Raw genomic sequence first — 24,801 nt, 5'->3', positions numbered from 1 at the left:
CACGCATGCAAGTCACTTGACACTGCCTTGCATTGGTCCGTCATTTATCGGACCTGCGCCTCCGCGGCCCTCTCGATGATCTCGTCGACGGTCTCCCCGGGGGTCTGGCGCGTGGTGTCCAACCATAGACCAATGCGCGGGGTCTCGGTCCGCAGCGACTCGTCTAGCTGGGCAATCGTCCAGTCGGAGCCGTACCCGACCTTGGGGCGGGCACGTTCGCGGCGATCCACTTCATCCGGATCGGGTGCCAGGACGATTACATGAAGAGGACGAGTATGAATCAATTTCGTAAACCGTTCCAAGTCCGGGCCAAGAATAACGTCCTGGACTATTGGCGTGTATCCGGCATCGAAATACAGGTCCGCGGTGTTCGCCGCTATCCGGTGACGCAGGTGCAGCTGGCGGAGCGCCTCGCCGTCGAGGTCGGGGGTCATCTCGGCGCGGCCGCCCACGACCATGCGCCGGAAGGTGTCGCCGCGCACGTGGGCGGAGCGCGGCAGCCGCTCCGCCAGTGCCTGCGCCACGGTGGACTTGCCGGCGGCCGAGACGCCGGTGATCAGGACGGCGCCGTTCACGTGCCGACGAGCTTCCGCACCCGGTCGGCGCCTATGGACAGCAGCAGCGTGGGCAGCCTGGGGCCGGTGTCGCGGCCGACCAGCAGCCTGTAGAGCAGGGCGAAGAAGGCCCGCTGCGCCGCCTTCAGCTCGGGTGTCGCCTTGGCGTCGGCCGGCAGGCCCGCCTGGAGCTTCGGCACGCCGTACACGAGCGTGGTGAGGCTGTCCAGCGACCAGTCGTCCAGGCCGTCGGACAGCAGCCGCAGCGACTCGCGCTCGGTCTGGCCGAGCGAGTCGAGCAGCTCCTCGTCCGGCTCCTCGCGCACGCGCGTGCGCTCGCCGGCGGGCACGTGGGCATCGACCCAGCGCTGCGCCCGGTCCAGGCGGGGGCGGGCCTCGTCGAGCGTCTCGATCGCGTCGAGATCGCGCAGGATCCGCAGGGTCTGCTCGGCGTCGCCGGTCGTGACATCCACGATGGAGGCCAGCGTCCGGTACGGGACCGGGTGTGGGGTGGCGGGCAGCGGGCCCGCGGCCGTGCCCACCGCCCTCCTGTACGCGGCCAGCTCGGCGGGCTGCCCCTGACCATCCGCGATCTTGCGGCCCAGGGCGTCCCACTCGTCGTAGAGCCGCTGGATCTCCTGGTCGAAGGCGATCTTGAAGGACTGGGCGGGCTTGCGGCGGGCGTACAGCCAGCGCAGCACCGGCGCCTCCATGATCTCCAGCGCGTCGGCGGGAGTCGGCACGTCGCCCTTGGAGCTGCTCATCTTGGCCATGCCGGTGATGCCGACGAACGCGTACATGGGGCCGATCGGCTGCCGGCCGCCGAACACCTCGCCCACGATCTGGTCGCCGACGATCCACGCCGAGCCGGGAGAGTGGTGATCGACCCCGGACGGCTCGAAGACCACGCCCTCGTAGGCCCAGCGCATCGGCCAGTCGACCTTCCAGACGAGCTTGCCGCGGTCGTGCTCGGCCAGGCGCACGGTCTCGCCGAAGCCGCACTCGCAGGTGTAGGCCAGCTCGGTGGTCGCGTCGTCGTACGCGGTGACCGTCGTCAGGTCGCGCTCGCACAGGTCGCAGTACGGCTTGTACGGGAAGTACTCCTCCACCTGCTTCGACTCCACCTGCTTCGACCGGTAGCGGGAGAGCACGGCGTCGATCTTCGCGCGCTCGCGCACGGCCAGCAGGATCTGCTCGCGGTAGGCCCCGCGCGTGTACTGCTCGGTCTGGCTGATGCCGCGGTATTCGACGCCCAGCTCCTCCAAGGCCTGGATCATGGGTGCCTTGAAGTGCTCGGCCCAGTTGGCGTACGAGCTCCCGGGAGGGGCGGGCACCGAGGTCAGCGGCTTGCCGATGTGCTCGGCCCACGACGGGTCGACGCCCGCGGGCACCCTGCGGAAGCGGTCGTAGTCGTCCCAGGACAGCAGGTGCACGCACTCGACCCCGCGCCGCCGGATCTCGTCGGCGACCAGGTGGGGGGTCATGACCTCGCGCAGGTTGCCCAGATGGATGGGGCCCGACGGGCTCAGGCCCGAGGCGCAGACGATCGGTTTGCCGGGCGCGCGCCGCTCCGCCTCGGTGATGACCTCGTCCGCGAACCTGGAGACCCAGTCGGTCTCGGCACTTTCCGCCATCGCGCCATTCTTGCGGCTCCGCGTCACCCAAGCCAACGCGTTACCATCCAAACCCTCCGTGTCGCCAGTCCCGGACGGCCCGCGCCCCACCGCCGGCGAGCGGCGGGGCGGCGGGTGGGCAGGGTCGCTAGAGGGTCGCCGCGTGCGGATCCCAGTCGGCGGGGAGCGGGTCCGGAGCGGTCAAGGTGGAGGTGATGGGCAGGAACTCACCGCGCTCGCCCGACTCCGAGATGGCGCACATGAGCTCGAGCACGTGGTACGCCAGCTCCCCCGACGCCCGGTGCCCCGTGCCCGCCCGGAGCGACCTGGCCAGGTCGAGCACGCCGATGCCGCGCCCGGCCGTGGTGCCCGACACCGGCAGCTCGCGCCAGTCCGCATCGCGCGGTCCCCGGGCCAGTAACGGGCCCTCGAAGGTGTTGGGGTCGGGGAGCGACAGCGCGCCCTCGGTGCCGATGATCTCGATCATCCGGCGGGGGACCGGCGAGTCGAAGCTGAACGTGGCCGCGGCCGTCGCCGTCCCCGGGAAGTCGAGCAGCGCGTTGACGTGCGTCGGGACGTCCACGGGGAAGACCAGGCCCTCCTTGGGCCCCGAGCCGACGACGCGGTGCGGCCGCGCCTTGCGGGTGTCGGCCGCCACCCGGGTGACGGGCCCGAGCAGCGACACCAGGGCCGTCAGGTAGTAGGGGCCGAGGTCGAAGAGCGGGCCGCCGCCCGGCTGGTAGAAGAACTCGGGGTTGGGGTGCCAGGACTCCGGCCCCAGGTTCTGGATGGCGGACGTGACGGCGACCGGCTCGCCGATGAGGCCGGAGCGTAGGGCGTGCAGGGCCGACTGGAGCCCGGCGCCCAGGAACGTGTCGGGGGCGCCGCCGACCCGCAGGCCCAGGTTGTCGGCCTCGGCCACGACCTTGGCGGCCTCGTCCACGCTCATGGCCAGCGGCTTCTCGCCGTACACGTGCTTGCCGGCGCGCAGCGACTCCAGCGCGACGGCCGCGTGCGCCGACGGGACGGTGAGGTTGACGACGATCTCGACCTCGGGCACCGCCAGGACGGTGGCGAGGGTGCCTGACACGGGGACGCCGTACTCGGCCGCGACCGCGGCGGCCCGCTCGGTGTCGATGTCCGCGAGGCCCAGCACGCGGACGTCGGGGAAGGAGGTGAGGTTTCGAAGGTATTGGCCACTGATGTTCCCGGCGCCGATGAGGGCGACGCCGATGGGGCCGTTGCTCAAGAGCCCTCCAGGGAGGTGAGGTAGGCGTGGCTGTCCGCGAGAGCGGCGAAGATGTCGGTCGCGCACTCGTCGAGCTCGACGATGCGCCAGGCGTCGGGTGCGGCGTCGAGGATCTCGGGCACCGCCATGACGCCGCGGCCCACCGCGGTGTGCGGCTCGCCCTTGACCACCGGGCCGTCCTTGACGTGCAGCGCCAGGACGCGCTCGGAGAGGCGGCCGAGCAGCGCCGGCACATCCGCGCCGCCCACCGCCGCCCAGTAGGTGTCGATCTCCAGGAACACCTCGGGAGCGAGCAGGTCGGCCAGCGCCTCGATGGCGTGCCGGCCGTCGATCTCGGGCTCGATCTCCCACCAGTGGTTGTGGTAGCCGATCCGCATCCCGTACCGGGCCGCCTGCTCGGCGAAGCCGTTCAGCAGATCGGCCGTGCGCGACAGGCCGTCGCGCGTGGTGAACTCCTCGTGCTCGATGCCGCCGGGGATGATCACCAGGTCGGTGCCGACCGTGGCGATGGCGTCGAAGACCTCCGACGGGTCCTTGCTGAGCAGCGCGTACGCGTGCGTGCTCGACACCGTCAGCCCCAGGTCGTCCACGACCTCGCGGAAGCCCTTGGGGTCCGTCGTGGGGTCGTAGGGCTCGACGGACCGGTAGCCGATCTCCGCGATCCGGCTCAGCACCGTGTCGCGGTCGGCCGCCAGCGCGTCCCTGACGGTGTAGAGCTGGACACTGATCGGTTTCGTCATCCGCGTACCCCCAGGAGGTGCTCGAGTGCGAGCTGGTTGAGCCGGGTGAAGTGGAAGCCGCGGGCGGCGGCCACCTCGGGGTCGAAGTCGTCCTTGGCCAGGTCTGCCCAGGTCTCGCCCGGCGCAAGCGTGGGCTGGGCGAGTTCGTCCACGCGGGAGGCACTCAGGGCCTCCTGCACTTCGGGGTCGGCGCGGAAGGCCCGCGACTTCTCCTTGAGGATCAGGTAGGTGCGCATGTTCGCGGCCGCCGAGTCCCACACGTCCTGGGCGTCCTCGGTGCGCAGCGGCTTGTAGTCGAAGTGGCGGGGGCCGTCGTAGCCGCCGTTCTCCAGCAGGTCGACCAGGAAGAAGGCGCTCTTGAGGTCGCCGTGGCCGAAGATCAGGTCCTGGTCGTACTTGGGGCCGTGCTGGCCGTTGAGGTCGATGTGGAAGAGCTTGCCGTGCCACAGCGCCTGGGCGATGCCGTGCACGAAGTTGAGCCCGGCCATCTGCTCGTGGCCGACCTCGGGGTTGAGGCCCACCATCTCAGGGTGCTCCAGCTCGTTGATCAGCGCCAGGGCGTGGCCGATCGTGGGCAGGAGGATGTCGCCGCGGGGCTCGTTCGGCTTGGGCTCGAGGGCGAAGCGGAGGTCGTAGCCGCGCTCGCGTACGTACGAGCACAGCATGTCCAGGCCCTCCTTGTAGCGGTCGAGCGCGGCCTTGACGTCCTTGGCCGAGTCCGATTCCGAGCCCTCGCGGCCGCCCCAGCACACGTACGTCTTGGCGCCGAGCGAGGCGGCCAGGTCGATGTTCCTGATCACCTTGCGCAGCGCGTACCGGCGGACGTCGCGGTCGTTGCTGGTGAACGCGCCGTCCTTGAAGACCGGGTGGGTGAAGAGGTTCGTGGTGGCCATCGGGACCTTCATGCCGGTCTCGTCCAGGGCCTTCCTGAACGCGGCGATGGCCTTGTCCCGGTCGGGCTCGACGGCGAGCAGGTCGTCGTCGTGGAACGTGACGCCGTACGCGCCCAGCTCCGAGAGCTTGTGGACGGTCTCCACCGGGTCGAGCGGCGCCCGCGAGGCGTCGCCGAAGGGGTCGCGCGCCTGCCAGCCGACCGTCCAGAGGCCGAAGGTGAACTGGTCGGTCGGGGTTGGGATGAAATCAGTCATTTGTGTGCGCTCCTCGGGATTAGTCCATAATCTGTACATAATCCTGAGGAGGCAGGCATGGCGGCGTCAAGAGGGGTCCGGCATGATTCCATGCGCGCCCGTAACCTGGCCGTAGTCCTGGGCGCCATCCACCGATCAGGACCGCACACCCGGGCCGCGCTCGCCGAGATGACGGGGCTCACCAAGACCACCGTGTCCAGCCTCGTGTCCGACCTGATCGAGGCGGGAGCGGTGGCCGAGGGCGGGGCCGTGCGGGGCGGCGAGCGGGGGCGGCCGGGCGTGGCCGTGAGCCTGAGCGGCGACCGGGTCGCCACGCTGGGGCTGGAGATCAACATCGATTACCTGGCCGCGTGCGTCGTCGATCTGACCCGGGAGGTGCGGCTGCGCCGTACCCGGCCGGCCGACAACCGCAACTCCGACCCCGTGGACATCCTCGGGAGCCTGCGCGACCTGGTGAAGGAGACCACGGCCGAGGCCGAGCTGGCCGGGCTGCGGGTCATCGGCGCCGCCCTGGCCGTGCCCGGGACGGTCGAGGGCGAGGTGCTGCGCAACGCGCCGCATCTGGGCTGGCGGGACGTACGCGTGCCGGACCTCGTCGACCTGCCCTTCGTCATCGACAACGAGGCGAACCTGGCGGCGCTCGGCGAGCTGTGGTTCGGCTCGCGGGAGACGGACTTCCTCTACGTGTCCGGCGAGATCGGCATCGGGGCCGGGCTCGTGGTGGACGGCACCGTGTTCAGGGGGACGTTCGGGCTGGCGGGCGAGCTCGGCCACGTGGTCGTGGTGCCCGACGGGCCCGCCTGCAGGTGCGGCGGGCGGGGCTGCCTGGAGGTGTACGCCGGTCAGGACGCCCTGCTGGGGCCACTTCCTTCGGTGTCCGAGCTGGTCACGCGGCTGGAGTCGGGGGAGCGCCGGGCGCTGGAGGCGTGCGGGCGGGCCGGGCACGCGCTCGGCGTGGCGCTCACCTCGGCCGTGCACCTGCTCGACCCGGGCCGGATCGTGCTCGGCGGGATCTACGCGCCGCTCTTCCCCTGGCTCGAAGGGCCGGTGGCGGAGGGGTTGGGCACCCGGCTGGGCCACATGCGGGGCACGCCGCCCGCTCTCGTGGTCTCCGGCATCGGCGCGGACGCCGCCGTGCTGGGCGCGGCGGGGCTGATCATCCAGCAGGTCATCGCCGAGCCCGCCCAGATGCTCGGCCTGTAAGGGGCGATCTCTACCATATCGGCATGCTGATCGAAGAGCGGGCCGCCGAGGACGGCGAGCTGACCGAACTGCTCGACGCGGCGTTCGCGGAGCTGGTGGCGCGTTACGGGCCCGAGGGGCGCTCGCAGGTCAAGGACGGCGCGAGGTTCCTCGTGGCGTCGGTGGACGGCCGGGCCGTCGGCTGCGGCGCCGTGCAGCCCGTGGACGACCTCACCGGGGAGCTCAAGCGGATGTTCGTGCTGCCCGAGTATCGCGGGCGCGGCATCGCCACGTCGATCCTGGGCGCGCTGGAGGGGCTGGCCTGGGACCTGGGCTACCGGCGGCTGCGGCTGGCGACCGGGCTGCGGCAGCCCGAGGCCATCGCGCTGTACGAGCGGTGCGCGTACCGGCCGATCGAGCCGTACGGGAAGTACGTGGACGCCCCGCTGACCCGCTGCTACGAGAAGCCGCTGGCTCAGTAGTAGCCCTTGGCGCCGTCGAGCAGCTCCCTGACCGTGTCGAGGTGGCCGACGTGCCTGGCGGTCTCCTCGACCATGTGGATCAGGATCCAGCGCAGGGTGGCGGCGTTGGAGCTGAAGCCGGGGAACTCGCCCACGTCGTCGAACGAGTGGGCGGCGACGATCTCGTTGGAGACCGCGCACTGCTGCTCGAACTCGTCGAGGAGCCGGGCCAGCGGGACGCCCTCGACCCGCATGTCGAGGTCCTCCGCCGTCTCGTCGAACTGCGGATTGGGGGCCGAGTCGCGGCCCAGGAAGAGGACCTCGAACCAGCAGTGCTCGGTCCAGCGCATGTGGGAGACCAGGCCCGCCACCGTCATGAGCGGCGAGGTCGGCAGGACCGGCCGGTGGGCGTCCTCCTCCGACAGGCCCTCGCATTTCCACCGCACGAGCGCGCGCTGCAGGTCGAGCCAGCCGATGAGCTGGGTACGTTCGTCTGCGACGGCGGGAGGGCGTACGCGCGGGAGGCTCATGGCCGCCGACGCTACTTCAGTGATCGCCCTGCCCGCACGGCATTTTCCCGGCGATGGGCGGGCCGGGACGGCCCGCCCATCCGCGCCTAGCCGTTGGCCGCGTCCTCCAGGCCCTGGACGTCGATCTTCCTCATGCCCATCATGGCCTTGGCGGCGCGCTGCGCCCGCTCCGGGTCGGGGTCGCCGATCAGCTCCTGGAGGCGGCGCGGGATGATCTGCCAGGACAGGCCGTACTTGTCCTTGAGCCAGCCGCACTGCGACTCCTCGCCGCCCTCGGTGAGCTTCGCCCACAGCTCGTCGACCTCCTCCTGCGAGTCGCAGTCGACGTAGAGCGAGACGGCCTCGGTGAACGTGAACTCCGGGCCGCCGTTCAGCGCGATGAACCGCTGCCCGGCCAGCTCGAACGTCACCACCATGGCCGCCCCGGTGGGCCCGGGCGTGACCTCGAGGACGCGCGAGTCCTTGAAGAGCGAGGTGTAGAACCCGGCGGCCTCCTCGGCCTGGTCGTGGAACCAGAGGAACGTGGTGATCTTCTGCATGGCGTTTCCTTCCTACGAGGTCTCTCGCCAACGCGTCGAACTCCCCTGGGCCGGATCGACAGACCGGACACCGGATTTTCGCTTTTTTCTGACGCGCCACCCGCAGGCCGCTAACCAGGCGCCGGCGCGGTGCTCTCGCGGATCACCAGGCTGGTCGCCAGCTCGACCCGCGGCGTGTCGGGCTCCTGGCCGTTGATGAGCTGGATCAGCATGCGGGCGGCCATGGCCGCCATGTTGGCCAGGGGCTGGCGCACGGTGGTGAGCGTGGGGGCGATCCACTGCGCGAAGGACAGGTCGTCGAACCCGACCACGCTCAGGTCCTCCGGCACGCGCAGGCCGCGCGCGTGGGCCGCCCGGTACGTCGCCAGCGCCTGGATGTCGTTGCCCGCGAAGACGGCCGTGGGGCGGTCGGGCAGGTCCAGCAGCTCCATGGCGTGGTGGTAGGCCGGCTCGTGGCTGTAGTCGCCGTGCCGGATCAGGGCGGGGTCGACCTCGATGCCCACCTGGTCGAGCGCGGCGCGGTAGCCGTCGAGCCGGGCCCGCGAGGTCAGCCGGTGCGCGGGACCGGTGATCATCGCGATCCGCCGGTGGCCGAGCTCGATCAGGTGCCTGGTCGCGGTGAAGCCGCCGTTCCAGCTGGTCGAGCCGACCGACGGCACGTCGGGGCCCTCGTCCACGGACGGCTGCACCACCACGAACGGGATGCCCAGCCGCCGCAGCTCGCGCTCCTGGTCGGCCGAGAGCTCGGAGATGACCAGGATCGCGCCGAGCGAGCCGCGCGTGCCGAGGTCGTCGAGCCACTGGCGGGCCAGGTTGCTCCGCTTGTGCACGGCCGAGACGACCAGGCCCATGCCCTCGGCCTGCAGCGCCTCCTCGGCGCCGCGGATCAGCTCCACCGCCCAGGGGTTGTCCAGCTCGTTGATGACGAACTCGATCAGGCCGCCGGGGTGCTCGTAGCGGCCGGGCAGCGTGTAGCCGTGCTGGCCGAGCAGCCGCTGGACCTTGCCCCTGGTCTTCGCGGAGACATCCGACCTCCCGTGCAGCACCTTGGACACGGTCGAGACCGAGACGCCGGCCTGAGCCGCGATGTCGGCCATCGTGCTCCGCCGCTCCGTCGTGATGTCGTCCACTGTTCACATCCTCCCGTCCCCTAAGTCTGCCGTCTCCGGCAAGCCCTTGACGACATCCGACGTTTCGCCTACGTTTCCGGCAGATTGATGTTTCGCAAGGTTTCGCAAATCCCTTTGGGGGACTCTACATGGCCCTCACCCGCCGCACCTTCCTCACCGCCGCCACTGCCGCGGCCACCCTGGGCCTGGCGGCCCCGGCACGCGCGGAGGACGCCTTCGACGCGGCCCGCCTGCGGTGGACCGGCATGATCGCGGGAGGCGCGTTCGACCCGGGCGACCCCGACTTCGCCGCGAAGGTGGCCGCCGTCGACTCGGCCGCCGCCTCGCTGCGGGCGTCGATGAGCCCGGATCCGGCCCGCCCGAGCCTGTGGCCGGGCCTGCCGCTCGACGACCCGCGTACCGGGAACTTCAGCCGGGCCTACAGCCAGGTGCGCGGCATGGCACTGGGCTGGGCGACGCCCGGCACGCGGATGCACCGCGATCCCGCGTTCGCCGCCGACGTGGTGAGCGCGCTGGACTTCCTGTACGAGCACGCCTACAACGAGCGGCTCGAACGGCAGAACAGCAACTGGTTCTGGTGGGAGATCGGCGTGCCGCGCTCGCTGACCGACACCTGCGCGCTCCTCCACGAGGGCATCCCGGCCGGCCGGCTGGACGTCTGGTTCAGGCCGCTGCTGCGCTGGTGCCCGGACGCCGACCACCGCATCAGCAACGCGACGATCACCGAGACCGGGGCGAACCGCACGAACAAGGCCATGGCCGTGGCCATGCGCGGCGTGCTCACCAGGGACGCGACCGCGATCGAGCTGGCCAGGGGCGGCATCTCGGACAAGCTCGGCGGCGGCAGGTGGAGCCTGCTCAAGCTGACCGAGGGCCCGCGGGACGGTTTCTACCGCGACGGCTCGTTCATCCAGCACGAGTTCTACCCGTACACCGGCGCGTACGGCACCGACCACCTCGACGGCGTCGCCCGGCTGATCACCCTCTACGCCGGCTCCCCGTGGGACATCGCCGACCCCGACGTGGTCAACGTCTTCGACATCGTGGACCGGTCGTTCATCCCGGTGATCTACGACGGGCTGATGATGGACATGGTCCGCGGCCGGCAGATCAGCGTGCAGGGCTGGCGCGACACGGACGCCGGGCAGAAGGCGCTGGAAGGCATCCTGATCCTGCTGGAGGGCGCCCCGCGCGCCTACGCCGAGCGGTGGCGGCCGGTCATCAAGGGCTGGGTGACGCGCAACACCGTGCACCCGTTCCTGGCCAGGGCGGGACTGCCCGCCGTGCGGCAGGCCAAGGCCATCCTGGGCGACGCCGCCGTCCCGACGGGGCCGCGCACGGAGGGCACGTACGTCTTCGCCGACATGGACCGCGTCGTGCACCGGCGGCCCACCTGGGCGTACGCGATCTCGATGTGCTCGGAGCGGATCGGCGCCGCCGAGGGGATCAACCTGGAGAACCTGCACGGCTGGTACACCGGCGACGGCATGACCTACCTCTACACCGAGGACCTGTCGCACTGGAACGCCGACCACTGGCCGACGGTCGATCCGTACCGGATGCCCGGCACCACCGTCGACACCCGGCGGCGCGAGGACATCCCGCACGGCAAGAACTACCTGCCGCCCGCCAAATGGACCGGCGGCGTGGCGCTCGACGGCCTCGGCGCCGCGGGCATGGACCTGGTCGCCGACGGGAGCACGCTGCGGGCGAAGAAGTCCTGGTTCCTGCTGGACGACTCGGTGATCGCGCTCGGCGCCGGCATCACCGCCTCCGACGGGAGGCGGATCGAGACGGTCGTGGAGAACCGCAACACCGAGGCCACGCCCGCCCAGGGCAGGGGCTGGGCGCATCTCGGCGGGACCGGCGGCTACGTGCTGCTCGACCGCGCCAGGGCCGAGGTGCTGCGTGAGACGCGCACCGGGACCTGGTGGGACATCGACCAGGGGCCGACCACCAAGGGCGACACCACGCCGCGGACCCGCACGTACACGACCATCCTCCTCGACCACGGCACGAACCCGGTGGACGCCGGCTACGCCTACGCGGTGCTGCCGGGCGCCTCGGCCGCCGCCACCGCCCGCTACGCCGCCGGGCCGGCCGTCGAGGTGCTGGCCAACACCGCTCAGGCGCAGGCCGTCCGGTGCGGGCGACTGCGGCTGCACGCGGTCAACTTCTGGCAGGCGGGCACGGTCCGGACCCCCGACGGCCCGATCACCGCGGACGGCCCGTGCTCGCTGCTGATCCGCCGCCACGGCCCGACCCTGCGCGTCGCGCTGTCCGACCCCTCGCGCACCGCGCAGACCGTGTCCGTCACGCTGCCCTGGCCGGTCAAGTCGGTCGAGAGCGGCGACGGCACCGTGCGGCTGATCCGGACGGCCGACGGGCCCGCCCGGTGGGCCGTCTCGGTCGCGGTCGGCGGCACCCGCGGTCACACCCACTCCGCCGTACTCCGGCTCCACACCTAGGAGGAACGCATGGATCACGCACCCAGCCGCCGCGCGCTGCTCGGCGGCACGATGGCCGGCCTCGCCGTCCCGCTCCTCGGCGGCGCCCCGGCCCGGGCCGCCGCCGCCCAGGCGGCGGGCCCCATCGGCTCCGGCTGGACGGAGATCTTCCCCAGCTACTCCGTCCACCAGCCGCCCGACAGGACCCGCCACACGTACGACGCCGCCACCGGCGAGCACCACTTCTGGGTGTACGACACCGACCCCAGCACCTTCCCCGGCCAGGACTCGGGCCCGCGTAGCGAGCTGCGCTTCCACAACGACTACACCTCGGGGGACGCGCAGTTCGAGTGCGACATGAAGATCGGGGCGGGCACGCACCGGATGTGCGTCATGCAGGTCTTCGGCGGCGCGACGTCGGCGACGGCGTTCATGACGCTGGCCATGAACACCGACAGCATCAACTACTACGACTCCACGACGCAGATCTACGCCCCCGTGTACGACAAGTACATCCGGCTCAACGTCGTCCACGAGACCGGCATCGGCAAGATCCACATCTTCGTCAACCGCCAGTACCGCACCAGCTTCAACGACCGCGGGGCGGCCACCCACTACTTCAAGGCCGGCCTCTACGGCCGGGCAGGGATGTCGGCGCGCAGCGACAACTACCTCAAGAACATCCACATCTATCGCAAGTGACACCCGGTCGGCCCGCTCCGTTCCCAGGGGCGGGCCGCCTCGTTAGAGTGCCGATCATGGAGCCGACGACCGTGGAACAGTACCGGCGCTTCGCATCGAGGGAGGCCCGCGGCTCGTCGCCGCTGTACGAGCAGCTCGCCTCCGGGGTGGCCGGCGACCCCGACCTGATCGCGCTGCTGTCCGGCCTCCCGCCCGCCAAGCGGCAGCCCAACCTGCTGTTCGCCGCCGCCCGGTACGTCGCGGGGACGCCCGCCGGCTACCAGGAGTTCCGCCGGTCCGTGCTCGACCACCGCGACGCGGTCGTCGCCACGATGCTCGCCCGCCGTACCCAGACCAACGAGGCGGCCCGGTGCGCCGGTCTCTACCCGCTGCTCGCCTCGCTCCCGCAGCCGCTGGCGCTGCTGGAGGTCGGCGCGTCGGCCGGGCTGTGCCTGCTGCCCGACCGCTACGGCTACGACTACGACGGACGCCTGGCGGGGGACGTGGACAGCCCGTTGCGGCTGCGCTGCCACACCGAGGGCGAGTCGCCCTTCGCCGATCCGCTCGGCGAGGTGACCGTCGCCTGGCGGGCCGGCATCGACCTCAACCCCCTCGACGTCACCGACCCCGACGACGTCCGGTGGCTCCGGACGCTGGTCTGGCCCGGCCAGGACGACCGCCTGCGGCGCCTGGACACCGCCCTCGACGTGGCGCGCCGGGATCCGCCCCGCATCGTGCGGGGAGACCTCAACGCGCTGGTCGGCGAGGTGGCCGCCCAGGCGCCCGCACACGCCACGCTCGTCGTCTACCACACCGCGGTCCTCTACTACGTGCCGGACGACGGGCGCGCCACGTTCGTGGAGCAGGTCCGGCGGCTCGCCGGCCACTGGATCGCCCAGGAGGACCCGGGCGTCCTACCCGGCGTGGACGCCCAGCTCCGCGAGCGGCCGCCGGCGGACGTCCTCACCTACGCGCTCGCGCTCGACGGGCGTCCCGTCGCGTTCTCCGCGATGCACGGCGGCTGGCTCCGCTGGCTGCCCGCCTGAGACCTGGCCCTCACTCGCGCGACGCGAGCGTGTCCGCCGGGCGGGAGCTCAGCGCGAACCTGCCCGGGACGGCCGTGGCCACCAGCGCCAGGGCCGCCACGGCGGCGACCACCGCGAGGTACGCGACCGGCGGCACGTACGGCAGCGCCGAGCCCGTCATCCCCGCGCTGAAGGCGGCCAGCGTCACCAGCGAGATCGCCGTCCCGAGGGCCACCGCCACGACCGTCGCCGTCAGCGTCTCCGCGCGCAGCATCCGCGCCGCCTGCCGCCGCGTCGTGCCCACCACCCGCAGCAGGGCGAGCTCCCTGGACCTGGCCAGGGTGGACATGGCCAGCGTGTTGACCACGGCGATCGCGCAGAAGGCGATGATCAGGCCCATGGCGACGTACGTGACCGCCGCGTTGGGGCTCTCCACCTGCGCCGCCCCGGCCCCGTCGAGCACCGGCACGCCGGACGCCCGCCGGAGCGCTTCCCGGTCCCCGCCGGAGACCAGGACGGTGCCCCGCGGGTCGTCCACGTGGCCCGCGACGAGCTCCCGGGAAAGGGTCAGGTCGCCGAAGCCGAGACCGCGGGCGTAGATCGCGACGACCCGCACCTCGGCGGGGGTGCCGTCGCCGAGCACCAGCTTCAGCCGGTCTCCCAGGCCGGCGTCCAGGCGGTCGGCGGCGGTGCGGCTGATCGCCGCCGACGCGTCGCCGAGCCCGTCGAGCGAGCCCGCCACCACGCCCAGGTCCATCGTCCAGTCCAGGCCGACGGGCGTGACGGCCTGGACGGCGTACTTCTCGAGGTCGATCCTGACCGACGTGCGCAGCACCTCCGTGACGGCACGCACGCCGGGCACCTGGCGCGCGGCGGCGGCCGAGGCGCCGGGCCCGAGCACGGCGTCGGCCCTGACGCCCGCGCTCAGCTCGCCCTGCGCGGCGTGTCCCATGGTGGTCTGCACGAACAGGATCGTGCACGTCATCGCCGTCATCAGGGTCAACGGCACGATCACCGAGGCCAGCCGTCCGGTGCCGGCGCGCAGGCTCTTGCGCGCGAGGTAGCCGGCCACGCCGGGCGCGCGCAGCGGCAGCGCCGTCACCGCCCGCGCGACCAGCGGCCCGAGCAGGGCGACCGCGATCGTCCACACCAGCGCGGTCAGCATGGTGACCGGGCTGGAGGCCGCCTCCGTGTTCAGGCCGGACAGCACGATCGTCAGGACCACGCCGCCGGCCAGAGCGAGCAGGCCCGCGACCAGCCGCACCGGCGGGATCCCGGCGGCGGGCATCGCCGTCTCTCCCAGCGCCTCCACCGGCCTGATCCGCGCCGTACGGCGGGCGGAGACGCGCGCGGCCACCCACGCGGCCACCAGCGTGGTCAGGACCGCGACGATCGGGGGGAACGGGCTGACCACCAGCCGCAGGTTCGCCGGCATCGCGCCCAGGTCGACGAACCTGGACCGCAGCCAGAACCCGAGCAGGATCCCGGCCCCGGAGCCGAGCGCCCCGGCGACCGCGCCGATGAGCAGTGCCTCGCCGCCGACGAGCCTTCTGACCTGCCCGGGGAGGGCGCCGACGGCCCGCAGCAGGGCGATCTCACGCCGGCGCTGCTGCATGGACAGCGCGAACGTGCCCACCACGACGAGGATCGCCACCAGCAGCGAGGTGCCGCCGAGCGCGCCGCCCAGGCTGATGAGCTTGACCCGGGCGTTCTCCGCCTCGGGGAACTCGACCGCGCCGCGCTCGTCGCCGGTGTAGGCCACGGCGCCCTTGACGGCGACCTCGACCCCGGGCCAGACGCCGATCGCCGTCACCAGGCCCTCACGTCCGGCCAGGCGGCGGGCCTCGCCGGTGGCGAAGAAGATCGTGTCCTGGCCGGGCAGCGCCTGCGCGGTCACCCCCACCACGCGGTGGCCGGGGATCGCCCGGCCGGCGTGGCGGGCGTCCACGACCACCTCGTCCGCGGCCTTGGGGGCGCGCCCCTCGGCGAGCGTGAACGGGGTGAGCGCGGCCGACTCCCAGCCGTGGGCGGTGAACCCGGCGTAGGGGAAGGTCACCTCGGTGACCACCTTCGTCACTCCGGGCTCGCGGGCGAGATCCTGCGCCAGGGAGGCCGGGATCCACCTGCGCTCGGACAGGAGCTTGGCCTTCTCCTTGCCGCTCTCCTTGGCCTGCCGGACATACTGGTCGCCCGCCACGATCACGGGGGCGCCGGCGTACCGCTCGGGCGCCACCCCGCCGCGCAGGCCCGTGTCCAGCAGCATCCCGCACGCCGTCACCAGAGCCGCCGCGCACAGCAGGGCCACGAACGCGCCGGCGAACCCGGCCTTGCGGTGGCGGAGCATCCTCAACGCGAAGGAGATCATCAGTTCCACGCCCCCAGCCCGGTCATGCGCCCGGCCACCTTCTCGGCGGTGGGAGCCGCCATCGCGTCCACGATCCGGCCGTCGGCCAGGAACAGCACGTTGTCGGCGTACGAGGCCGCCACCGGGTCGTGGGTGACCATCACCACGGTCTGGCCCAGCCCGGAGACCACCTCCCGCAGGAGGGTCAGCACGTCGCGGGCGGTCATCGTGTCCAGCGCGCCGGTCGGCTCGTCGCCGAACACCACCTCCGGCCTGGTCACCAGCGCCCTGGCGATCGCCACGCGCTGCTGCTGGCCGCCGGAGAGCTCGGCCGGGCGGTGCCCGGCACGGCCGTCGAGGCCCACCCGGTGCACGACCTCCCGCAGCCAGCCCTGGTCGACCCGGGCGCCGGCCAGCATGAGCGGCAACGTGATGTTCTCCGTCACGGTCAGCGCGGAGACCAGGTTGAAGGCCTGGAACACGAAGCCGACGCGCTGCCGCCGGAGCTCGGTCAGCGCGTTCTCGTCCATGCCCGCCAGGTCGGTGCCGCCCAGCCGTACCGATCCCGAGCTGGGGACGTCGAGCCCGGCCGCACAGTGCAGGAACGTGCTCTTGCCCGAGCCCGAAGGGCCCATGACGGCTGTGAAGGTGCCCCGGGGGATGGCGATCGACACCTCGCGCAGGGCCGCCACCGCGCTCCGGCCCCTGCCGTACACCTTGCTCACCGCGTCCAACCGCACTGCCTCTGTCATGCCTCAAGCCTGCTGATCTGCGCTTTCAGCCACCAGAGAGCCGGTCACCACCCCGCCATGACCTCATCATGATCCGGACATAATGGTCAGGTGATCCGCATTCTCCTGGCCGAGGACCAGCACGTCATCAGGGAGGCGCTCGTGGCCCTGATCAGCATCGAGCCCGACATCGAGGTGGTCCAGGCGGTCGAGTCCGGGGACGCGGTGGTCTCCGCCGCCCTGGTCCACAAGCCGGACGTGGCCGTCCTGGACGTCGACATGCCCGGCGCGATCGACGGCCTCGACGCCGCCGGCGAGCTGCGCGCGAAGCTGCCGGGCTGCCGCACGCTCATGCTCACCGGCCACGGCAAGCCGGGCCACCTCCGCCGCGCGCTCGCCTCCCAGGTGGACGGCTTCATCCTGAAGACCGCCTCGCCGGAGGAGCTGACGGGCGCGATCAGGAAGGTGGCGCGGGGCGAACGGGTCCTCGACCCGTCGCTCGCCAGCACCGCGTGGAACCTGGCCGACAACCCGCTCACCTCGCGCGAGGCCGACGTCCTGCGGCTGGTCGCGGCGGGCGCCGAGGCGACCGAGATCGCGGGCCAGCTCTTCCTGACCGCGGGGACCGTCCGCAACTACATCACCGCGATCGTCGCCAAGCTCAACGCCCGCAACCGCACCGACGCCGTACGCATCGCCACCGAGGCGGGCTGGATCTAGATCGGGACCGTGGCGGTCAGCTCGAAGCAGCCGTCCTCCTGGGACACGGCCAGCCGCCCGTCGAGGGCCGTCAGCCGGGTGGTGAGGTTGCCGATCCCGGCCGAGCCGCGGCGTCCCTCCGCGGCCCGTGCCCCGTCGTTGCGCACGCTCAGCCGTACGGCGCCGTCCCGTACGGACGTCGTGATCGTGCACCGGCGGGCCGAACTGTGCCGCAGGACGTTGGTGACGGCCTCCCTGAGCACGATGCCGAGCGTGGTGTCGGCCTCCCCGGCGAGGGTGTCGTGGCCCAGGTCGAGCAGGACGTCGATGCCCGCGGTCGCCAGCAGCGAACGGGCCGACTCCGCCTCGGTGGCCAGGGACAGCTCCCGGTGCCCGCCCGACACCGTCCGCAGGTCCCGCATCGCCTGCTCGGTCATCGACAGGACGTCGTCCAGCTCCTTGCGTGCCCGCTCGGCGTCGAGGCGGCGGGCGAGCTCGCACTTGAGCAGGATCGCCGCCAGGGTGTGCCCGAGGAGGTCGTGCAGGTCACGGGCGGCGCGCAGGCGTTCCTCGACGACGGCCGCGCGGGCCGGGCCGTCCCGCGACTCGTGCAGTTCCCTGGCCAGCTGGGCGAGCTTGAGCAGCCCGTACACGACCAGGCCGGTCACGACCGTGCTGATCGGGTAGTTGACGATCAGCGGGACCGGCAGGCCGAGCAGCACGCCGGCCGCCGCGACCACCGCGACGATGCCCGCCACCAGCGGCAGCGCCGCCGCCCACGGGAAGGCCAGCAGGATCGGCCCCGCCAGGAACCCCGCCACACCCAGCCACGCCTGCCCGAACAGCGGGATCGGCGCGAACGTCAGCACCGCCATGATCGACAGCGCCACCGGGTGCCGCCCCTCGACCGATCGCAGCTGCATGAAGACGATGACGGCCAGCGGGATCGCCGGCCACGGCGAGCCGGCCACCAGCAGCGCCTTGGCCGAGAACCCCACCAGCACGGCCGCCAGCAGCGCCATCGGCAGCACGCTGCCACCCGGGTCGGGCACGGGCTCGGTGACCGTGGCGGGCAGCCTCGCCTCCACCGTCACCAGGGCCTCGTCGGTGAGCCCGACGGTGAGCGTGCCGCCTGCCTCCTCGACCTGGGCCGGCAGGTCGCCCAGGCTCTCGTCGCCGGCCGTGCGCGCGCCGTCGTGGGAGACGCGCAGCCGTACCGTGCCCGCCTCCGTGAAGGTCTCGATGCGGCAGGTGGTGGCCGTGCGCCGCCGTACGATCTCCGTCACGGCCTCCCGGAGCACCGCCGCCAGGAGCGCTCCCGCGGGACCCAGCGGCTCGGCGTGCCCGACGCGCACGTCCACGGTGACGCCCGCGGCGGTCAGCATGGCCTTTGCGGTGGTGGTCTCGGGGGCCAGGGACATGGCCCGGTAGCTCGCCGCCGCGGCCCTGGCCTCGGCCAGCGAGCGGCGGGCGGTCTCCACGTCGGGCTCGCCCGTCCGGGCACCGTCGGCGATCGCGGCCAGCGCCCTGCCCAGGCCCGCGCTCAGCTCGGCGGCGATGCGCAGCCGCTCCTCGGCCGCCGCCGTCACCGCCAGCGCGAGCCTGGCCGCGTTCACCTCGTCGATCCGGTCGATCATCTTCGTCAGGCCGTAGACGACCAGGGAGATCAGCACCATGCTGATCACCGGGTCGGCGGGGCCGAGCAGCGCGGCGCTCGCCGCCACCGCCAGGGCGAGCGGCCACAGCCGGGTCAGCAGCAACGTCCCGCCGACGAAGCCGAGCACGCCGACGGAGGAGCCGGACAGCAGGACCGACCCGTACGCCAGGACGGCCTGGAGGGGGACCAGCCACCACGACCGCCACCGGGCGAAGGCGACCTGCACCCCGAACACGGCCAGCGCCAGGGGCGAACCGGCGGCCACGTAGATGCTCGCGAAGCCCGCGAACACCACGACAACGATCAGCATCGCCCGCTTGTGCACCCGAGCAGCCTAGGAGACGCCGGGTGCCGGGGATCAGGCGGAGGTCCCGACCGCGGCGGCGGGGACGCGCCGCCCGGCCGACGCCCTTGGCCTGCGGGCGGAGACGGCCAGGACGGCGGCCGCGCAGACCGAGACCAGCCCGGCGAGAGCGGCGGCGGCGCCGAGCGTCGACGCGTCGGGGTGGACGAGAGCCTGCCCGCGCTGCGCCTGCCACAGCACCAGCCCCGTGAGCCCCGCGTACCCGAGCGCGGCGACGACCACCAGCGCGGTACGGGTGCCGGCGCCCGCGAGGACCGGGAAGCGCCGGGCGAGCAGGCGCAGGCCGATCGCGACCAGCGGGAGCACCTGCAGGGCGTGCAGGCCGACGAAGTGCGCCACCCGCAGGTCGCCCGCGCCGGTCTCCCACCCGGTGACCGCCATGCCGGCGCCGCCGTCGGGCGCGCCGACGCTGTGCGCGCCGATCGTGGTCAGGCTCAGCCCCCTGGCCAGCCCCTCCGCCTGGCCGGGGGTGGGAGCGGTCATCAGGTAGCCGACGGACATGCCCGCGAGCGAGATGGCCAGCCCCAGCGGGATCGCCCACGCCATCGCCCGGTCCAGGCGGCGCTGCGCCATCAGGAGGATCCCCATCGCGAAGGTCAGCAGCCAGCCCAGATACGCGGCGCCACCCATGATCATGAACACCGTCTCGTCCGGCCCGGTGGCGAAGTTGAAGTGGCTGCGCACGCCCCGTGCCGCCTGGAAGGTGATGGCCGTGATCTCCGGGAGGAGGAAGCCGCCCACGGTCACCGTGCCCAGCCACCACAACGTCCGCCGCCACCGCCGGGCCTGGCCGATCATCCAGGCCAGCGTGAGCGCGTAGAGCCCGAGGGAGATCGCGAACTTGATCGGCTTGAGCCACACCCCCTGGCCCATCAGCGTCCGCCCGTCCACCGCGAGCCCGATCGCGCAGCCGACGGCCAGCACCGCCATCGCCGCCGCGCAGTAGCTGAGCGGACCATGCCACGCGGACGTGGCCTTGCGAAAGTCCCGGCGCTGCAGCAGGGCACCCATGACGACTCCTTCACATCGACTGAGTGCAACTCTGCTGGTCAGCGGCCTGCCCAACCAGAGACGTGATCACCGGCCAGGCATGACCTCGTCACGAACCGGGCATCTTGTTACGGCCGGGCCGATAGTGCCGAGACTGTACTGGTCAGTCTCCGATTTATACGTTTTCTTGACGCCCTGACCAGGCTAATCACCTCTTTGGCCTGGATAGTGTGCGATGCGTATTTATGCGGCCATTTCGGAGGGGTGACCGTTATGGTGCTGGCGAAAAGGCCGGCCCCCACGGAAGGGACGCTGCGTTCCTGGTTGCTGGAGGGTTTGCAGACCGACCGGAAGCAGATCGAGCACGGTCCTCATGTGAAGCACCCGTGGTGGCGGGTGATGTGCCTGACCGGCGTGGACTACTTCTCCACGCTGGGCTACCAGCCGGGCATCGCGGCGCTGGCGGCCGGGCTGCTCTCGCCGCTGGCCACGTTGTTCCTGGTGGCGCTCACGTTGCTGGGCGCGCTGCCGGTCTACCGCCGGGTCGCGGTCGAGAGCCCGTACGGGCAGGGCTCGATCGCGATGCTGGAGAAGCTGGCGCCGCAGTGGTGGGGCAAGCTGTTCGTGCTGGTCCTGCTCGGCTTCGCGGCCACCGACTTCGTGATCACGATGACGCTGTCGGCGGCGGACGCGACCGCCCACATCCTGGAGAACCCGTTCGTGCCGGGCTTCCTGGCCGGGGAGCGGGTCATCGTGACGCTCGTGCTGCTGGCCCTGCTCGGCGGCGTGTTCCTGATGGGCTTCACCGAGGCCATCGGCATCGCCGTGGTGCTCGTCTTCGTCTACCTGGCCCTGAACGCGGTCGTGGTCTCGACGGCCATCGTGCACGTGCTGGAGGCCCCTCAGGTGGTCGTCGACTGGAAACGCGCGCTGAGCCTGGACTTCTCCAGCCCGCTGGCCATGATCGGCCTGTCTCTCGTGGTCATGCCGAAGCTGGCGCTGGGCCTGTCCGGGTTCGAGACCGGTGTGGCGGTGATGCCGGTGGTCAAGGGCGAGATCCAGGAGCGGATCAAGGGCACCAGGCGGATGCTCACCACCGCCGCGCTGATCATGAGCGTCTTCCTGATCTTCTCCAGCTTCGTCACCACCGTGCTCATCCCGCACCAGGAGTTCGAGCCCGGCGGCAAGGCGAACGGCCGGGCGCTGGCCTACCTGGCGCACGAATATCTGGGCAACTGGTTCGGCACCGTGTACGACATCTCCACGATCGCGATCCTGTGGTTCGCCGGGGCCTCGGCGATGGCCGGGCTGATCAACCTGGTGCCGCGCTACCTGCCCCGGTACGGCATGGCGCCGGAGTGGACGGGCGCGATCCGGCCGCTGGTGCTGGTGTTCTCGGTCATCGCGTTCGCCATCACGATCATCTTCGACGCCGACGTGGACGCCCAGGGCGGCGCGTACGCCACCGGCGTGCTCGTACTCATGCTCTCGGCCGCGGTCGCGGTGACGCTGTCGGCCGGGAAGCAGGGCCAGCACAGGGCCATGGCCGGGTTCGCGCTCATCTCGTTCGTCCTGGCCTACACCCTGATCGACAACGTCTTCGAGCGGCCGGACGGCGTCAAGATCGCCTCGTTCTTCATCGCGAGCATCGTCGGCCTCTCGCTGATCTCCCGCGCCACCCGCTCCACCGAGCTGCGGGTCACGGCGGTCCACCTGGACCCGCTGGCCGAGCAGTTCGTCAACGAGGCGGCGTGCGGCGAGATCCACGTGATCGCCAACGAGCCGCACGAGCGGGACCAGGCCGAGTACAACGACAAGTTGCGCGAGGCGTGGGTCACCCACCGGCTGCGTCCCGCGGAGCCTGTCCTGTTCGTGGAGGCGACGGTGCCGGACGCCTCCGAGTTCGAGTCGGAGCTGCACGTCAAGGGGGAGGAGCGGTACGGCCACAAGATCCTGTCGGTCGAGACCTCCGCGGTGCCGAACGCGCTGGCCGCGCTGCTGCTGCATCTGCGCGACCGGACCGGCTCCGTGCCGCACATCTACTTCCACTGGACCGAGGGCAATCCGGCCGTTGCGATGCTGCGGTACCTGGTCTTCGGCGGCGGTGACGTGCCGCCGGTGACCAGGGAGGTGCTGCGCCAGGCCGAGCCGGACCCGGAGCGGCGGCCGCGCGTCCACGTGGGCTGACCATGGGGCGGCGGCCTCCAGGTCCGCCAGCTCGTCCAGGTACGTCACGGCCGGCTCGGCCGGCTTGCGGCGCCCGCGTACGTACTCGCCGGCTTGCGGCGCCCGCGTACGTACTCGGCGCGCGAGTCGCGCCCAGCCGTCGCTCATGCCGACCAGACTTCCCGGCGCACCGTGCACAAGCAGTACAAGACCGCTGTCCGCGGGGGTCATCGACCCGGCGGGCACGCTGTCCAGGCCCGCGAAGCGCGTGGCCTGACCGGCCGCCGCACCGCGTGAATAACGCGTCAACAGCCGTGGCGTGCGCGAAGTAATGCCGTAGAAGATATCGCCCCCGCGGGCCCGGGCGGGTTTTATGAAATTGCTCCCACAGAAAGGATGGTCGATGCGCGGGCGTCCTGTGGAGATGCTGCTTCCGGCCGGGTTCGTGTGGGCGGTCGGCGCTTGCGTCGTCGCCGCGCTGGCTTTCTCCGAGGCCACGGCACGCATCGTCGTCATGGCGGTGGCGGTCGGCGTGTTCGGTGCCTGGGTGCGGCGCTATTTCGCCGCACTGGCGACGGGCGCGATGTCGTGGTGTTTCGCAACGGGCTTTCTGGCGCATCCCCAAGGCCAATTGGCCTTCGGAACCGACGACCTGCTCCGGCTGGCCGCGTTCACCGCCGTGGCGCTCGTGGGCTGCGCCTGGGGATACGTGTGCGGTGCCCGCCGCCGGCACCGCCTGATGCGGGCGGACCTCCGTCGTGCCCCCGTGATCCTCGGGCGATTACACGGGCGTCCCGAGGAGCTGCCGCACGAGGCGCAGTGACGGTTCAGACCTTCTCGATCAGGTCCTGGATGCCCTTCAGGACGGCGTCGGCCCCTTCGATGTGGATCCAGCTGTGCGAGGCGTTCTCCAGCACGCGGTTCTCGCCGCGGGAGACCGAGGCGGCCAGGTCGGTGTACATGGCGCGCTTGGCCTCGTTCTGGCGGTGCAGCATCTCGGCCGGCAGGTACAGCTCCTGGCCGGGGTCGATGCCCTGGGCGGTGAAGGCGATCAGCGGCACGTCGGGCACCTGGCCGCCGTTCCTGACCTCCTCGGCCAGCTCGGCGAGGTTCGCGCGCTCCCGCATGCCGTCGGCGAACGCGGCGGGGTCCAGGTGCCGGGCGACGAGGGCCTCGCGGATGTCAGAAGGCCAGCTCGCGAACATGCCGTTGAGCAGGGCCCGCGCGCCTTCGACCAGCTCGGCCGGGATCTCGGTGACGGTCTCGTCGAGCGCCTGCGCCTGCGTGAGCCGGAACGGCTCGGGCACGTAGGCGTCCCACTCCTCGTAAAGGATGTCCAGGGCGACCAGCCCGGCCACCTCGTCGGGGTGGAGCTGGGCGAAGCGGCGCGCGTGCAGCCCGCCCAGGGAATGCCCCACCAGCACGTACGGCCCCGGAACGCCGGCGACCCGCAGCAGGTCGTACAGCTCGTCGGCGGCCTCGGCGGCGGTGCGCGGCAGCCGGGTGGGGTCGCTCCAGCCGGTGCCGCCGCGGTCGTAGATCACGCTGGTGGTGAACGTGCTGACCTGCTGGTGGAGGTTGAGGTAGTCCAGGCCCATGGCGGCCGCGCCGGGCAGGATGACGACGGCGGGACCGCCGGCGCCGGCGCGGTCGAGGAACAGCCGCCTGCCTCCGACCTCGTAGCGGCGGCCCAGCGGGGGCGTGATGTTCTGGCTCATGAGAACTCCTGTGGTTGAAACGCCAGGTCAGGTGAGAGGGCCGAGGTACGTGCCGCCGGACACGTCGATGGTCTGGCCGGTCACCCACCGGCCCTGCGGCCCCGCCAGGAAGCCGACGACGTCGGCGACGTCCTCCGGCTCGCCGAGCCGCCCGAGCGCCGTGATCGACTCCAGCCCGGCCACCACCTCGGGGATCGAGGTGTAGCCCGCGGTCATGTCGGTCCGCACCGCGCCGGGGGCGACCGTGTTCACCGTGATCCCGCGCCTGCCGAGCTCGTTGGCCAGGGTCGGGGCCATCGACGCGAGCGCCGCCTTGCTGATGGTGTAGCCGATCTGCGTGGTGACCGCGAAGCGGCTGGCCGTCGAGCCCATGTTGATGATGCGGCCGCCGTCGTTCAGCAGCGGCAGCGCGCGCTGGATCACGAAGAACGGCGTGCTGACGTTGATCGCCAGCACCCGGTCCAGCTCCTCCGGGGTGGTCTGCGAGATCGGCTTGGCCGAGCCGATGCCCGCGTTGTTGACCAGGACGTCCAGCCCCCGTCCCGCGAGCCCGGCGGCCAGCCCCTCGAACAGCTCGTCCACCGCGCCCGCCTCGCCGAACCGGGCGCGGACGGCGAACGCCTGGCCGCCCGCCTCCTCGATCCGGCCCACGGTCTCCTTGGCGGCCACGTCGTTCCCGCCGTAGTGGACGGCGATCAGAGCGCCCTCGGCGGCCAGCCGCAGCGCCACCGCCCGCCCGATGCCTCGCGACCCGCCCGTGACCAGCGCCGTCTTGCCCGCCAGAACGCCCATCCTCTGCTCCTTGCCAGCGGCCGGTCCTCGGTGCGGATCCG

The 24,801-nt window shown here is 72.0% G+C and carries 22 protein-coding genes; 8 read left to right on the top strand and 14 right to left on the bottom strand.

What is annotated here, in order from left to right:
• Positions 1–44: 44 nt before the first annotated feature.
• The 5 genes from ACWEPL_RS18620 to xylA all read right to left on the bottom strand — a co-directional run bounded on the left by ACWEPL_RS18620 (position 45) and on the right by xylA (position 5,304).
• Positions 45–575: an AAA family ATPase gene (locus ACWEPL_RS18620; RefSeq protein WP_452436916.1), complete on the bottom strand. Its 531-nt coding sequence runs from the start codon at positions 573–575 to the stop codon at positions 45–47.
• Positions 572–2,188, bottom strand: a complete 1,617-nt coding sequence (gene lysS, locus ACWEPL_RS18615; RefSeq protein WP_363977057.1) for a lysine--tRNA ligase — start codon at positions 2,186–2,188, stop codon at positions 572–574. Before lysS ends, ACWEPL_RS18620 begins: the two co-directional genes overlap by 4 nt.
• Positions 2,189–2,315: 127 nt before the next feature.
• The gene (locus tag ACWEPL_RS18610) at positions 2,316–3,416 is read right to left on the bottom strand and encodes a Gfo/Idh/MocA family protein (protein WP_452436915.1); all 1,101 of its coding nucleotides are present in this window, start codon (positions 3,414–3,416) and stop codon (positions 2,316–2,318) included.
• Positions 3,413–4,156 (bottom strand): sugar phosphate isomerase/epimerase family protein, encoded by a 744-nt coding sequence (locus tag ACWEPL_RS18605; RefSeq protein WP_452436914.1) that lies wholly within the window; start codon positions 4,154–4,156, stop codon positions 3,413–3,415. Before ACWEPL_RS18605 ends, ACWEPL_RS18610 begins: the two co-directional genes overlap by 4 nt.
• A complete protein-coding gene (xylA, locus tag ACWEPL_RS18600; protein ID WP_350732653.1) occupies positions 4,153–5,304 on the bottom strand; it encodes a xylose isomerase in 1,152 nt (383 codons plus the stop codon). Before xylA ends, ACWEPL_RS18605 begins: the two co-directional genes overlap by 4 nt.
• 90 nt (positions 5,305–5,394) lie before the next feature.
• Between xylA and ACWEPL_RS18595 the strand changes: the two genes are divergently transcribed.
• A complete protein-coding gene (locus ACWEPL_RS18595) occupies positions 5,395–6,507 on the top strand; it encodes an ROK family transcriptional regulator (protein WP_363977049.1) in 1,113 nt (370 codons plus the stop codon).
• Positions 6,508–6,530: 23 nt separating this feature from the next.
• A complete protein-coding gene (locus ACWEPL_RS18590) occupies positions 6,531–6,968 on the top strand; it encodes a GNAT family N-acetyltransferase (protein WP_363977046.1) in 438 nt (145 codons plus the stop codon).
• Here ACWEPL_RS18590 and ACWEPL_RS18585 read toward each other — a convergent pair.
• The 3 genes from ACWEPL_RS18585 to ACWEPL_RS18575 all read right to left on the bottom strand — a co-directional run bounded on the left by ACWEPL_RS18585 (position 6,962) and on the right by ACWEPL_RS18575 (position 9,146).
• Positions 6,962–7,477, bottom strand: coding sequence for a DinB family protein (locus ACWEPL_RS18585; RefSeq protein ID WP_363977043.1), 516 nt, complete (start codon positions 7,475–7,477; stop codon positions 6,962–6,964). The two genes, ACWEPL_RS18590 and ACWEPL_RS18585, sit on opposite strands and share 7 nt — an antisense overlap.
• A gap of 86 nt (positions 7,478–7,563) precedes the next feature.
• A complete protein-coding gene (locus tag ACWEPL_RS18580) occupies positions 7,564–8,016 on the bottom strand; it encodes a VOC family protein (RefSeq protein WP_363977040.1) in 453 nt (150 codons plus the stop codon).
• 110 nt (positions 8,017–8,126) lie between these two features.
• Positions 8,127–9,146 (bottom strand): LacI family DNA-binding transcriptional regulator, encoded by a 1,020-nt coding sequence (locus ACWEPL_RS18575; protein ID WP_363977037.1) that lies wholly within the window; start codon positions 9,144–9,146, stop codon positions 8,127–8,129.
• Positions 9,147–9,274: 128 nt separating this feature from the next.
• Between ACWEPL_RS18575 and ACWEPL_RS18570 the strand changes: the two genes are divergently transcribed.
• From ACWEPL_RS18570 to ACWEPL_RS18560, 3 genes are read left to right on the top strand one after another with little or no spacing between them, the layout of a single operon-like run.
• Positions 9,275–11,614: a polysaccharide lyase 8 family protein gene (locus tag ACWEPL_RS18570; protein WP_452436913.1), complete on the top strand. Its 2,340-nt coding sequence runs from the start codon at positions 9,275–9,277 to the stop codon at positions 11,612–11,614.
• Between the two features lie 9 nt (positions 11,615–11,623).
• Positions 11,624–12,295 carry a polysaccharide lyase family 7 protein gene (locus ACWEPL_RS18565; RefSeq protein ID WP_452436912.1) on the top strand — a complete coding sequence of 224 codons (672 nt, stop codon included), beginning with the start codon at positions 11,624–11,626 and terminating at the stop codon, positions 12,293–12,295.
• Positions 12,296–12,351: 56 nt separating this feature from the next.
• Positions 12,352–13,320 carry a DUF2332 domain-containing protein gene (locus ACWEPL_RS18560; protein ID WP_452436911.1) on the top strand — a complete coding sequence of 323 codons (969 nt, stop codon included), beginning with the start codon at positions 12,352–12,354 and terminating at the stop codon, positions 13,318–13,320.
• 10 nt (positions 13,321–13,330) lie between these two features.
• Here ACWEPL_RS18560 and ACWEPL_RS18555 read toward each other — a convergent pair whose 3' ends face one another.
• Both ACWEPL_RS18555 and ACWEPL_RS18550 read right to left on the bottom strand, forming a co-directional pair.
• On the bottom strand, positions 13,331–15,664 hold the full coding sequence (locus ACWEPL_RS18555) for an FtsX-like permease family protein (RefSeq protein ID WP_452436945.1): 2,334 nt from the start codon (positions 15,662–15,664) through the stop codon (positions 13,331–13,333).
• A complete protein-coding gene (locus tag ACWEPL_RS18550; RefSeq protein ID WP_363977028.1) occupies positions 15,664–16,395 on the bottom strand; it encodes an ABC transporter ATP-binding protein in 732 nt (243 codons plus the stop codon). The genes ACWEPL_RS18555 and ACWEPL_RS18550 overlap by 1 nt, the downstream gene beginning before the upstream one ends.
• A 90-nt stretch (positions 16,396–16,485) precedes the next feature.
• On the opposite strand from ACWEPL_RS18550, the gene ACWEPL_RS18545 reads away from it, so the two are divergent.
• Positions 16,486–17,094: a response regulator transcription factor gene (locus ACWEPL_RS18545; protein WP_363977025.1), complete on the top strand. Its 609-nt coding sequence runs from the start codon at positions 16,486–16,488 to the stop codon at positions 17,092–17,094.
• Here the strand turns inward: ACWEPL_RS18545 and ACWEPL_RS18540 are convergent.
• Complete coding sequence (locus ACWEPL_RS18540) at positions 17,091–19,040, bottom strand: histidine kinase (RefSeq protein ID WP_452436910.1); 1,950 nt, start codon at positions 19,038–19,040, stop codon at positions 17,091–17,093. The genes ACWEPL_RS18545 and ACWEPL_RS18540 overlap by 4 nt on opposite strands.
• Before the next feature lie 48 nt (positions 19,041–19,088).
• Positions 19,089–20,105 (bottom strand): hypothetical protein, encoded by a 1,017-nt coding sequence (locus ACWEPL_RS18535; RefSeq protein WP_363977019.1) that lies wholly within the window; start codon positions 20,103–20,105, stop codon positions 19,089–19,091.
• A gap of 252 nt (positions 20,106–20,357) precedes the next feature.
• On the opposite strand from ACWEPL_RS18535, the gene ACWEPL_RS18530 reads away from it, so the two are divergent.
• Together ACWEPL_RS18530 and ACWEPL_RS18525 are read left to right on the top strand one after the other, a co-directional pair.
• Positions 20,358–22,271, top strand: coding sequence for an amino acid transporter (locus tag ACWEPL_RS18530; RefSeq protein WP_452436909.1), 1,914 nt, complete (start codon positions 20,358–20,360; stop codon positions 22,269–22,271).
• A 382-nt stretch (positions 22,272–22,653) separates the two neighbouring features.
• Positions 22,654–23,073, top strand: a complete 420-nt coding sequence (locus tag ACWEPL_RS18525) for a hypothetical protein (RefSeq protein WP_363977010.1) — start codon at positions 22,654–22,656, stop codon at positions 23,071–23,073.
• Positions 23,074–23,077: 4 nt separating this feature from the next.
• On the opposite strand, the gene ACWEPL_RS18520 is transcribed toward ACWEPL_RS18525, so the two are convergent.
• Positions 23,078–23,968 (bottom strand): alpha/beta fold hydrolase, encoded by an 891-nt coding sequence (locus ACWEPL_RS18520; RefSeq protein WP_452436908.1) that lies wholly within the window; start codon positions 23,966–23,968, stop codon positions 23,078–23,080.
• 27 nt (positions 23,969–23,995) lie between these two features.
• Positions 23,996–24,760 carry an SDR family NAD(P)-dependent oxidoreductase gene (locus ACWEPL_RS18515; protein WP_363977004.1) on the bottom strand — a complete coding sequence of 255 codons (765 nt, stop codon included), beginning with the start codon at positions 24,758–24,760 and terminating at the stop codon, positions 23,996–23,998.
• Positions 24,761–24,801 lie beyond the last annotated feature (41 nt).

Source organism: Nonomuraea sp. NPDC004186 (genome assembly GCF_053603495.1).
This window is presented reverse-complemented; position numbering and strand designations above follow the sequence as displayed.